The sequence below is a fragment of the Burkholderia humptydooensis genome, assembly GCF_001513745.1.
GTDB lineage: Bacteria > Pseudomonadota > Gammaproteobacteria > Burkholderiales > Burkholderiaceae > Burkholderia > Burkholderia humptydooensis.
Genome location: NZ_CP013380.1, coordinates 2527258 through 2539103, shown reverse-complemented (window position 1 = coordinate 2539103; position 11846 = coordinate 2527258). Strand labels below are relative to the sequence as shown.

The 11846-nt window shown below is 66.6% G+C and carries 11 protein-coding genes; 7 read left to right on the top strand and 4 right to left on the bottom strand.

From position 1 onward, the window contains the following. Window positions 1–4: 4 nt before the first annotated feature. Window positions 5–661, bottom strand: coding sequence for an alpha/beta hydrolase (locus tag AQ610_RS11355; protein WP_006026424.1), 657 nt, complete (start codon window positions 659–661; stop codon window positions 5–7). Window positions 662–1105: 444 nt separating this feature from the next. Here AQ610_RS11355 and AQ610_RS11350 point away from each other — a divergent pair, with 444 nt between their 5' ends. Further along, a complete protein-coding gene (locus AQ610_RS11350; RefSeq protein ID WP_009917353.1) occupies window positions 1106–1408 on the top strand; it encodes a hypothetical protein in 303 nt (100 codons plus the stop codon). Between the two features lie 207 nt (window positions 1409–1615). Here AQ610_RS11350 and AQ610_RS11345 read toward each other — a convergent pair whose 3' ends face one another. The 3 genes from AQ610_RS11345 to AQ610_RS11335 all read right to left on the bottom strand — a co-directional run bounded on the left by AQ610_RS11345 (window position 1616) and on the right by AQ610_RS11335 (window position 4614). Beyond that, window positions 1616–1897 (bottom strand): H-NS histone family protein, encoded by a 282-nt coding sequence (locus tag AQ610_RS11345; protein ID WP_009917351.1) that lies wholly within the window; start codon window positions 1895–1897, stop codon window positions 1616–1618. Window positions 1898–2389: 492 nt separating this feature from the next. Beyond that, window positions 2390–3316 carry an amidohydrolase family protein gene (locus AQ610_RS11340; protein WP_006026428.1) on the bottom strand — a complete coding sequence of 309 codons (927 nt, stop codon included), beginning with the start codon at window positions 3314–3316 and terminating at the stop codon, window positions 2390–2392. 53 nt (window positions 3317–3369) lie between these two features. Then, window positions 3370–4614, bottom strand: coding sequence for an MFS transporter (locus AQ610_RS11335; protein ID WP_043282553.1), 1245 nt, complete (start codon window positions 4612–4614; stop codon window positions 3370–3372). A 452-nt stretch (window positions 4615–5066) separates the two neighbouring features. Between AQ610_RS11335 and AQ610_RS11330 the strand changes: the two genes are divergently transcribed. The 6 genes from AQ610_RS11330 to AQ610_RS11305 all read left to right on the top strand — a co-directional run bounded on the left by AQ610_RS11330 (window position 5067) and on the right by AQ610_RS11305 (window position 11836). Beyond that, window positions 5067–5960, top strand: a complete 894-nt coding sequence (locus AQ610_RS11330) for a LysR family transcriptional regulator (protein WP_009912775.1) — start codon at window positions 5067–5069, stop codon at window positions 5958–5960. Between the two features lie 800 nt (window positions 5961–6760). Then, the gene (locus AQ610_RS11325) at window positions 6761–7306 is read left to right on the top strand and encodes a Csu type fimbrial protein (RefSeq protein WP_043282658.1); all 546 of its coding nucleotides are present in this window, start codon (window positions 6761–6763) and stop codon (window positions 7304–7306) included. A gap of 52 nt (window positions 7307–7358) precedes the next feature. Beyond that, on the top strand, window positions 7359–7919 hold the full coding sequence (locus AQ610_RS11320; RefSeq protein ID WP_006026432.1) for a Csu type fimbrial protein: 561 nt from the start codon (window positions 7359–7361) through the stop codon (window positions 7917–7919). 82 nt (window positions 7920–8001) lie between these two features. Continuing rightward, on the top strand, window positions 8002–8526 hold the full coding sequence (locus tag AQ610_RS11315; RefSeq protein WP_006026433.1) for a Csu type fimbrial protein: 525 nt from the start codon (window positions 8002–8004) through the stop codon (window positions 8524–8526). A gap of 17 nt (window positions 8527–8543) precedes the next feature. After that, complete coding sequence (locus AQ610_RS11310; RefSeq protein ID WP_043282554.1) at window positions 8544–9380, top strand: fimbrial biogenesis chaperone; 837 nt, start codon at window positions 8544–8546, stop codon at window positions 9378–9380. Between the two features lie 44 nt (window positions 9381–9424). Continuing rightward, on the top strand, window positions 9425–11836 hold the full coding sequence (locus AQ610_RS11305; RefSeq protein ID WP_006026435.1) for a fimbria/pilus outer membrane usher protein: 2412 nt from the start codon (window positions 9425–9427) through the stop codon (window positions 11834–11836). Window positions 11837–11846 lie beyond the last annotated feature (10 nt).

Sequence of the window (11846 nt, the reverse complement as noted above, 5' to 3'; positions counted from 1 at the left end):
ATCGCTATCGCAACGACGCGACGTGCCGCTCGACGACCGACACGAACATGCCGAGGCAGCCGGTGAAGAAATGGTTCGCGCCCGGCACGACGACGACCGGCAGCCGCTGCGGACGCGCCCACGCCATCACGCTCGCAAGCGGGACGACCGCGTCCGATTCGCCGTGAACGACGAGCGTGCCGTCCGGCGCAGCGGGCGTGTCGTATTGGCGCTCGCCCTGCACGGTGCCGAACGGAACGCCCGCGAGCACCGTGCACGCGGGCGGTGCGCCGGCGTCGATCAGCGCCCGCGCGACCCGCGCCTGCACGAACGCGCCGAACGAGAAGCCCGCGAGCGCGACGGGCTTGCCGGGATGCGCGCGGCGCACGGCCTCGACGATCGCGAGCGTATCGCCGGTTTCGCCGTTGCCGGCGTCGTGCGTGCCTTCGCTGCCGCCGACGCCGCGGAAATTCGGCCGGATCGAGAGCCAGCCATATAGCTGAAAGACGCGGGCGAGCGCGCGAGGAATCTTGTGTCCGGCATCGCCGCCCTGTAGCGGGTGAGGATGCGTGACGACGGCGATGCCGCGCACGTCGCCGGGCGGCGCGTCGACGAATGCGTCGATGCGGCCGGCATCGCCATGAAGCATCGTGCCAGTCGTATTCGGACTGAAGAAGTCCATCGTGTGCGATAAAAGTGGGTTGAGTGCGTTTGGCGTTCGGGCGAGCGGAATCCGAAGCGCGAGCGTCGGGTGCGCTCGAGGCGTGGAGCATGGCCGATGTCGCTATTTTCGCTGTCCTGCGAACGAAGCGATAGAACGGGCTTCCTCTGCCCGGCATAGGCCATGCCTATGGAGTGCCGCGCATGTATTGCGTCGCGAGGCGGGCGATTCGTCCCACATCGTGAGCAGCCCGGCCGCTGCGCTCCGTTGCGTGGTCAATGTCCGGCGCGCACGCAAGCAGGAAAAAAACCGGCGAGGCTGACGAAGCGCCACGCAGGCGCCGCGCATTGTTTGCATCAGCGAAACGGACTGTTAAGCGTAACGGGAATGATCTATCGGGCGGAGCGCGGCATACTTTCACGTGTCTCATTGTTCCCGGTCTGCTCGAAGAGCACGCTTGCAAAATTGAAACCACGCGTTCTCAAATCGTCGTCCTTATCAATCGCGCTCTGCGCGCTGCTGCTTGCCGCATGCTCGAGCGCATCCGACATCAGCGCGACTGAAACCCCGAACGTCTACACCGTCGATTCGAACTCGCGCGGCATTCTACTGTCGTGGGCGGGCGCGCACGAGCGAGCCGTCAACGAAGCGACGAACTACTGCGCGCAGCGCGGCATGCAGGCGAGCGTGAAGCGGGAATCCGTCGATCGCGGCAGCGGCTCGCAGGGGCGCGCGCAACTCGCGTTCGAGTGCCATCCGGCGTTCTGACGGCCGGACGCCGTTGCGGCTGCGCGTCGCACGCGGCGGGATCGTCGATTGTGCGTCTGTCTGTCGGGCCGCGCCGAATGCAACGAAAAAGCCCACACGGTTCGGGCGAGCGGTGTGGGCTTTCTTGCTGCGGCCTGCGCAGCGCACGCGGTGCGAGCAAACGTTGCCGCTTGACGTCGCGCCCCGTTGCGCCACGCCTCGCCGGCGTCACGCGACGAACGCGGCGCGATCCTTCCCGGCGATCCATGAGGGCGGGCGGCCGCGGCCGTTCCATGTCGCGCCGGTCTTCGGATCGCGGTACTTCGGCTTGAGCTTGCCGCGGCGGCGCAACACGCCCGCACGGCCGAACACTTCCTGCGTCGTGAGTTCGAATTCCTCGACGATCCGCTTCACTTCGGATAGCGCGGCGCTGCGCGCCTGCGTGCGCGCCGCATCCAGCTTGATCATCAGGGCTTCTCGTTCCACCAGAAGGTCGAGGTAGGTTTCCATCGAAAAAAAGCTCCCTTGCCTGTCGGGATTCGATCGCGTCCCGTATCGGCCGGCAAATGTAGAGTTGTGTGTTGGACGAATGACGGCAAGTCGACCGCCGATCGAAAGAAGCGAAGCCCGATGCGGCGGCCGGCGGGTGAAGCGAACAATCACGATCCCGTTTCGGCGTCGATCGCGATGCCATCCGCCGTCAAGCGATGGCGTTGCGCAAACGGGCGCAGCGCGAGCGAGGCCTGCGTGCGGGGATGAAAAATCGAAATCCGCGGTGACGTCCGGTGTCCGCGCGATCGCGCGATCGCGCGCCGGTTCGGCACGCATTCGAGCACAGAGCCCGTCGAACAAGGGCCCGGGTCATCGTCATCGAGATGAAAATTCTAGCGGCCGGCGTCGACGCGAACCAGCGGATCGGACCGAGTTATTCATAAATTTTTGGCATACATCGGGGGGCGGGCGGCGTACGAGACGGCGCGTCGGCACATCGCGCGCGGTCGTTTAGCGATCGAAGCGAAACAGCGCGCGCGCCGAATCGCAGAGGATGATGCGCCGCAGAAGCGGATCGGGCACCCAGTCGTCGAGCGCCGAGCGCGTTGTCCGGTAGTCGGTCCGGTCGCGGTGCTGCGTATGCGGCCAGTCGCTGCCCCAGACGAGCCGGTTCGGCGCAAACGCGCCGAGCAGCGCGCGCGCCGCGTGCGTGCCGAACGCAGTGCCGTCGCCCGAAACGATGTTGCGATACGCGGCGGAGAGCTTGACCCAGACCTGCCCGGTGCCGGCGATCGACAGCAAAAACCGGAAGCCGGGATCGCGCGTGCCGAGATGCGGCGCCGGCCGCCCGAAATGATCGACCACGACGCAGCACGATTGATCGAGCAGCGCGGGAATGATCGCAGGCAGATCGGCTGCGCGCCGGTGCACCTCGACATGCCAGCCGAGCGCGTTCGCGCGCGCGAGCAGCGCGCGCCAGCGCGGCGCGGCGAAATCCGGAATCGGCAGGCCGACGAGATTCAGGCGGATGCCGACCACGTCCGTCGCTTCGAGCCGAGCGAATTCGTCCTCGGCCGTGCACGGATTCACGCTCGCGACGCCGCGAAAGCGCTGCGGATAGCGCGCGAGCACGTCGACGAAGAAGTGATTGTCGGTGCCGAGAAAGCTCGGCTGAACGAGCACGGCGTGCGTGACGCCGCACGCGCTCAGATGCGCGATGTAAGATTCGAGCGTCGCGTCGTATTCCGGCGAATGCCGCGCGGTCGGGATGCGCGGCAGGCTGCGCAGAAACACGTGCGCGTGCGAATCGACGGCCTCGATCGGCGCAAGCCCGTTCCCGTACCAGGCGTCGACGAGCGGATCGCGTGCGTCGCGCGCGCACGTTGCGAAGGGGCGGCCCATCGTTTCGACTGCCGGATCGTTCGATGCCTGATCCATGAAAATCCACGAAATGACGGGCGCCCGATAGGCCGCTTCGCGCCGCCTCGCGTCTACAGTGCCGCTTCGCGGCCCCGGACGTCGGGTTGCGCCGTCTGGAAATCGCGCGCGCGCGTTTCGGGCAGGAACCACACGGCGATGAACACGAGCCCGTACGCGATGCCCGCGTCGATGCCGAGCGCGACGCCGAGCGGCATCGATGTGCCCATGTGTCCGACGAGCACCGGGAAGATCGCCGACGCGACGCGGCCGAAGTTGTAGCAGAAACCGACGCCGCGGCCGCGCACGTTTCTCGGATAGAGCTCGTTGAAGAGCGCGCCTAGCGTGGCCGGGATGCCGGCCGCGAAGAAGCCGAGCGGGAAGCCGAGCAGCAGCATCGCGACGTTGTCGAGCGGCAGCAGCACGTACAGGTTGACCGTCACGACGCAGCACGCGGCGAACAGCATCAGGTTCCTGCGGCGGCCGATGCGGTCCTGCAGGTACGCGCTCGTCATGCATCCGACGATGAACGCGACGATGATCACGGCGAGATATGCACCCGTGCCGAGCACCGACAGATGGCGCTCGATCTTCAGGTAGGTCGGCAGCCAGGTCGTGATCGCGTGGTAGCCGCCGTGCGCGCCGACGCCGATCAAGCCGCCGACGATCGTCATCCGGAGCACCGCCGGATCGAAGATGCTCTTCGCCGACGAGCGCGCCGACGCGGCCGCGGCCGCCGCCGCCGCGCGCGCGTCGTCGCGCGGCGGCTCGGGGATGGCGCGCCGGATGTACAGCACGAGCAGCGCGGGCAGCACGCCGATCGCGAACAGCACGCGCCACGCCCATTCGGGCGGCAGCCACGAGAAGACCAGCGTGTAGAGCAGCACCGCGCCGCCCCAGCCGAAGCCCCACGCGCTTTGCACGATGCCCATCGCCTTGCCGCGATGCTGCGCGCGAACCGTTTCGCTCAGGAGCACGGCGCCCGCCGTCCATTCGCCGCCGAAGCCGAGCCCTTGCAGCGTCTTCAGCGCGAGCAACTGCTCGAAGTTCTGCGCGAATGCGCTGAGGAACGTGAACAGCGAGAACCAGCACACGGTGATCTGCAGCGCGCGCACGCGGCCGAAGCGATCGGCGATCATGCCGGCGAGCAGGCCGCCGATCGCACCCGCGGCGAGCGTCGCGCCGCCGATCAGGCCCGCCTGTCCCTTGCCGATGCTCCACGACGCGAGCAGCGCGGGAATCACGAGGCTGAACATCTGCGTATCGACGCCGTCGAGCGCCCAGCCGGAAAAGCATCCCTTGAACGTGCGTCTTTCCACGGGCGATATTTCTTTGTACCAGCTCACTCGCACTCTCCAGAATGATTTCGCAATAAGCGATTGAGAAAAATTCCGCATCATATCGCCATATTTTATCGAGCGGCAAACGACAAATGCATCACGAAACCGGGCATTATCGATAAAAGAAAATTATGATGACGGGCTTCGTGTCGAACCCGCTTGTGCAGGGCGGAAAGACTCGGCAACGTTTGCGTTGCGCGGGGTGCGGCAATTTTCGTTCGACGCGATGCGTGGCGGCGAATATTCGAAATGATTGATCGGATAATTCTATTTGATTGAATGGTCGATAAATTGAAAATTCACGAGTCAAATTCGTCTATCCGGAGCGAGTGCGGAATGAAAGCGTGGATTCGCGAATCAGCCCGTCTATTCGGTGGCGAAGCGGCTAGCCGACGATCGTCGAAAAAGCAGTCTCATTGCGCAGAGTGAAGATGGAATCCAAGCATCTACGTTATTTCCTGGCCATCGCCGATACCGGCAGCCTCACGCATGCGGCGATTCGCCTCGGCGTCGCGCAGCCCGCGCTCAGTCATGCGCTGACGAAAATGGAGCGGGAACTCGGCGTGAAGCTGTTCGACCGTTCGAGGCGCGGCGCAACGCTGACGACGGCGGGCGAAGCGATCGTCGACGACATTCGCCTGAGCCTCGCGCGGATGGACGCCGCCGCGCGGCGCGCGAGCGAGATCGGCGCGCAGCGGGCAGGGCGGCTCAGCATCGGCTTCGTGTCGGCCGCGCTGTTCGATACGTTGCCTGCCGCGGTGTGCGCGTTGCGCGCGGCGACGCCGCGCGTCGATCTCGTGATGCGGGAGATGAGCAATGCGGAGCAGGTCGTCGCGCTCGAGCGAGGCGAGATCGACATCGGCATTCTGCATACGCCCGTCGCGATCGGCGGCCCCGTCCACGAGAAGCTGATCCGGCGCGATCCGCTGATCGCCGTGACTCCGAAGTCGTTTCCGCGGCAGCCGGACGGCTCGATCACGCTGCGGGAACTGTCGCGCGCGGGGCTCATCTGGTTTCCGCACGAGCAGTTGCCGTCGATTCGCGCGGCGATCCTCAGCGCGTTCCGGCTCGCGGGCCATCCGATCGAGGTCGTTCAGGACGCGAATCGCACGCTGACCGTGATCGCCTGTGTCGCGGCGGGCTGCGGCGTGTCGCTGCTGCCGTCGTCGATCCGGACGCTGACGTTCGAAGGCGTCGATTTCAGCCCGGTGGCCGACGGGCAAGCGCTGCCGGAATTTCCGTTGACGGCGATCTGGCCGAAGCGGTCGCGCCGGACGCTCGCCGATCGGTTCGCGGAGCTATTGCCCCGGTTTCAGCCGAACTGAGCGGGCAAGGGCGGGCGACGGGCGGCACGCACGCGCGTCTTCGCTTGGTCCGCATGCGCCGGATGCCGCACCGTCGATCGTCCGGATGCCGAATGATTGGAATCGCACAGCCAAGCGCCGCGAGATAATTCGTCATTCGCACAATGCGTGCAGGAGAGTAAGTGACGATAAATGGAATATCGCTCTCGCAATGAGAGTCGAGCGAGCGGCCGCGCGAATCGCATCGAAATTGAGCCGCTTCGCCCGGCCGCCATTCCCGGGCGATGTGCGGTCAGAATGGCGGGATTCCGCTATTCCTGTCGATAATTTCCGCTTTTGATTTGCCTGGCCGAATCCCTGCGACGATGCACGGATGACGATCATATGACGGATTTTGCCATGTCGATCATGTTCGAATGGCTGTGCTCGAGCGTTCGAAAGAATCTTTAAACATTGTCAAATTTTTCAAAACTCGGATTATTCTGATAGTAACAATTACGTCGGGCATTCATCATCTATTCAATTATATTTTCGATGAAACCGGGGCGTGATTCAGAAATAACCGCAATCGAGTAGACCAATCGGGTCGACCCCAACCAATTAAAAACCGGGTCGACCGAATTCGAATTCCGACTTTGCCTGCCGCGACGGCGGCGCGCGACGCGCTGCCGTTCGTCCGCGCTCGTCCGCTGCAATCACGGCGCGGATTGGCGAGTGTCGGTGCATGCATGGTGCGCGCGAAGCGACGGGGCCGCCGTGCGCGGCGATTGGGCCATCGAAAAACAACAACGAGATCAACGGGCGATCGTGTGGAGAGCGAAATGCGCAAGCGTGTGGTGCGGATGATGAGCGGGGCGGCATTCATGCTGTTTTTCGCGACTGTCTCGGCCGGGCAGTTGACCGGCACGATGCAGGTGAATTTGCAGGTCAGCCGCGGATGCGAGGTCGCGGGCGTCGCCGGAAGCGTGGATCTGGGCCGGCTGGATTTCGGCGCGCAAGGACCGCTCTGGTCCGACTACCTGATGGCCGACGGCCGCGCGACGTCGAACGGTGCGATGCGCGTCGTTTGCAGTCCGGACGTCAACGGCTTTCTGGTCTCGATCGACAGCGGTCGCAACGGGGACCAGTCGACCCGCTATTTGGTCAAGCGTGGCGCGGACGGGCGCGTCGTCGGCCGGATTCCGTACAACGTGTACCGCGACGCGGCGCGCAGCGTGCCGTACGTGCCGCTCATGCCGCAATCGTTTCTCGTCGACGGGCGACAGAACGACGTGACGCTGCCGCTCTACGGCATCGTCAACGGCATGACGCGCGCGGTGCCGTCCGGGACCTACGAGGATTTGCTCGGGATCACGCTCGACTGGTGATCCGGGCAGGTAAGCAGCAACAGTTCTTTTTCACCACACAGAAGGAAACAAAATGAAGGCTCACTGGAAAGTCTGGGCGGCTCTCGCCTGCGTATCCGCCTGCGCGGGCGTGCAGGCGCAAACCAGCCCGCTCACGGGGACGGTCAACTCGCAGCTCGTGCTGACGACGGGTTGCGCGGTCGATACGGGCGGCGGCTCGGTCGGCTCGGCGAACTTCGGCACGCTCGACTTCGGCACGCAGCCGAGCGGCTTCACGGGCCAGCTCACGAGCGCGGCGAAGGGCGGCGGCTCGACGTCGACGCAAGTGACGTGCTCGCCGGATGTCACGTCGATCCAGGTGACGATCGACGGCGGCCAGAACGTATCGAAGGGCTCGGCCGTCGGCACGGGCACGCGCGCGCTCGCGAACGGCAGCAGCTTCGTACCATACGAGGTTTACTCGGATGCGGGGCATTCGCAGCAATATGTGTCGGGCACGCCGCAATCGGTCGCGGTGCCGACGCCGGGCGCCGCATTCGCGTTGCCGCTGTACGGCGTCATCAACAAGACGAGTTCGTCGGCGCTCGCCGCCGGCACGTATACCGACGTGCTGAACGTCACGCTCGGCTGGTAAGCGCACGCGTCGGTTCCGTTCAGTCCGGCCTCGCGGCTCGCGCGCAAGCGGGCCGCGAGGCGATCCCAGATTTCCGATCGTCATGTCGACCTTACATCGAGTGGTTTTTCTGCTGGGCGTCGCGGCGTTTCCGGCTGCCGGCCGGGCCGACACGCTGTTGCCCAGAACCCAGGCCTTCACGGTCAGCGCGCAGATCGTCGCGGGTTGCGGTGTCGCGGGCGGCGGGCCGACGAGCGGCCTGAACTTCGGCACGCTCGACTTCGGCGCGCATCCGGCCGTCGCGACCGGGCAGGCGACGGCGGCGGTCGGCGGCGGCGCGTTGCAGATCGAATGCTCGCCGGGCTCGACGCTGAAGATGACGATCGACGGCGGCGCGAACGCGAGCGCGGGCAACACGCAGCGCAATCTGGCGAGCGGCGGCGCGCGCGTGGCGTACCAACTGTATTCGGACCCCGGGCGCACGCAGGCGATCGCGATCGGGCAGGCGGTGTCGCTGCCCGTGTCCGGGACGATCACGCTGCCGGTCTACGGCGCGTTGACGCTGCCGGGCGGCGGCGTGCCCGCGGGCACGTACACCGACACCGCGCAGGTCACGCTCAGTTATTAATCAATCAGGAATCCGTGATGAAAGTTTCGAGATCGCCTGGCGCGCCGGCGCGCGCGGCGCGGATGCGTCGCGCGTTGCTCGGCGCGGCGGCCGCGGCGTCGTTCGCGGCGCAGCATGCGCATGCGGCGGCGTCCGTGATGATCTGGCCGATCGATCCCGTGATCGAGAGCGACCAGCGGGCAGCGGCGCTTTGGCTCGAGAACCGCGATCGCCGGCCGGTGACGTTGCAGGTGCGCGTGCTCGGCTGGCGCGAGGCGAACGGCGAGGACCTCTACGACGAGAACCAGCAGCGCATCGCGGGCAGCCCGCCGATGGCGACGGTGCCGCCCGGCAAGCGCCAGTTGATCCGGCTCACGCGGCTCGCGGAGGCGGCGCCAGGCGCCGAGCAGGCGTATCGCGTGCTGATCGACGAGATCCCGCAGCCGGACGACGGCGCGCAGCAATCCGCGAGCGAGGCGTCGCTCGGCGTGAAGTTTCAGATGCACTACTCGGTGCCGCTTTTCGTCTACGGCGACGGCCTGTGGACGAAAGAGAACCCGGACAAGCGCCGCGACCCGGCGACGGCGGGGCGGCCCGTGCTTCACTGGCACGTCGCGCACGACGGCGGCACGCGCTGGCTCGTCGTGTCGAACCGCGGCCCCGTGCATGCGCGAATCACGCATGCGGGGTTCGAAGCGAACGGCGCGCGCGCCGATTTCGCGCGGGGCCTGCTCGGCTACGTGCTGCCCGGCGCGCAGATGCGCTGGGCGCTGCCCGAGACCATCAAGCTCAATTCCAATTCCAAGCTGATCGCCACCGTCAACGGCGTGGCCGATCTCGCAATCGACGTGGACGGCGCCGCTTCGAACCGGTAATCCGCATCACGACACAAGCGACGATGTCGCGACGGGGAAATGCCTTGAAGCGGTACAACGAATACAGAACGAGAGGGCTGCCGCGACGGCGCGCGGCGGCGTGGGCGGTGGGCATCGCATTCGCGGCGGCGGGGGGCGCGCGCGCGAACGAGCCGATGACGCTCGCGGACAGCTTTGGCCGCGCGCTGCCGCCCGCGGGAGGCGCGGCGGCGCAGGGTACGCTGTATCTCGAGCTCGTCGTCAATGAGCTGTCGACGGGGCGCATCGTGCCGATCCGCTATCGGGACGGCGTCTACTACGCGCGGGCGAGCGACCTCGCGCAGGCGTCGGTGCGCACCGGCGCGGAGTCCGACGCGCTCGTCGATCTGTCGAAGCTCGACGGCGTGCAGGTCGAATACGAGAGCACCGAGCAGCGCCTGAAGCTGACCGTGCCGCCCGACTGGCTGCCGCAGCAGACGGTCGGCTCGCGGCGGCTGTACGATCGCACGCCCGCGGCCGTCAGCTTCGGGCTCCTGTTCAATTACGACGTGTACACGAACTCGCCGACGCTCGGCACGAGCTACACGTCCGCGTGGACCGAACAGCGTCTGTTCGACAAGTGGGGCACCGTGACGAACACGGGCGTCTATCGGCGCGATTACGGCGGCAGCATCGGCGGCGCCGGGAGCAACCGCTACCTGCGCTACGACACGTTCTGGCGCTACTCGGACCAGGACCGGATGCTCACGTACACCGCAGGCGACGTGATCACGGGCGCGCTGTCGTGGTCGAGCGCCGTGCGCCTGGGGGGCGTGTCGTTCGAGCGCGACTTCAAGGTGCGGCCGGACATCGTCACGTATCCGCTGCCGCAGTTTTCGGGTCAGGCCGCGGTGCCGACCGCCGTCGATCTGTTCATCAACGGCAGCAAGACGACGACGGGGCAGGTGAATCCCGGCCCGTTCACGATGAACAACGTGCCGTTCATCAACGGCGCGGGCGAGGCGACCGTCGTCACGACCGACGCGCTCGGCCGCCAGGTCGCGACGACGATTCCGTTCTACGTCGCGAACACGCTGCTGCAAAAGGGGCTCTCCGACTATTCGCTGTCGGCGGGCGCGATGCGGCGCGACTACGGAATCCGCTCGTTCTCGTACGGCAAGTTCGCGGCGTCGGGCACCGCGCGCTACGGCCTTGCCGATTACCTGACGATCGAGGGGCACGCGGAGGGCGGCGAGCGCTTCGCGCTCGGCGGACTCGGGTTCGACCTGGGTGTCGGCATGTTCGGCGTGCTCAACGTCGCGGCGACGCAGAGCAGTCTCGCCGGCACGTCGGGCCGGCAATACGCGTTCGGCTACAGCTATTCGTCGCAGCGGTTCAGCGTGTCGCTGCAGCGAATCCAGCGCACGGACGGGTTTCGCGATCTGTCGGTCTATGATCTGCCCGCGGACGTCACGTACCGGCTCGTGCGCAGCAGCACGCAGGCGACAGGCGCGCTCAATCTCGGCGCGATCGGCGGCACGCTCGGCGCCGGCTACTTCGACGTGCGCGGCGCAGACGGCACGCGCACGCGGATCGCGAACCTGTCGTATACGCGGCCATTGTTCCGGCGCGCGACGCTTTACGCGTCGGTCAACAAGACGATCGGCGACCACGGTGTCGCCGCGCAACTGCAACTGATCGTGCCGCTCGGCGACAAGGGCGTCGTGACGGGCTCGGTCGCGCGCGACGAGCGCAACAGTTTCAGCGAGCGCGTGCAGTACAGCCGCAGCGTGCCGAGCGACGGCGGCTTCGGCTGGAATCTCGCGTATGCGGGCGGCGGCTCGCACTACCAGCAGGCGGATGCGACGTGGCGCAACCGCTACGTCCAGGTGCAGGGCGGCGCCTACGGCTACGGCGCGGGGCGCGGCTACGCACGCTGGGGCGAGGCGCAGGGCTCGGTCGTCGTGATGGACGGCGCGGTGCTGCCTGCGAATCGCGTCGACGATGCGTTCGCGCTGATCGACACGCAAGGCCACAAGGGCGTGCCGGTGCGCTACGAGAACCAGCTCGTCGGCAGGACCGACGGCGGCGGCCATCTGCTCGTGCCGTGGGCGCCGTCCTACTACGCGGGCAAGTACGAGATCGATCCGCTCGATTTGCCGAGCAACGTGCGCGTGCCGATCGTCGAGCGTCGCGTCGCGGTGCGCGACCACGGCGGCGCGCTCGTCACGTTCCCGATCCAGAAGATCGTCTCCGCGCAGATCGCGCTAGTCGACGCGGCGGGTCGGCCGATCGGCGTCGGCTCGCGCGTGCTGCACGAGGAGAGCGGCCAGACCGCGCTCGTCGGCTGGCAGGGCGAGACGTATCTCGAAGGCTTGTCCGCGGTCAATCACCTGCGCGTCAGGACGCCCGATGGCCGAACCTGCCGCGCGACGTTCGCAGCCGACGTCGACGCGGCGCAGATGAGCCGCATCGGTCCGCTCGCGTGCGGCGAATAACGACAGGATT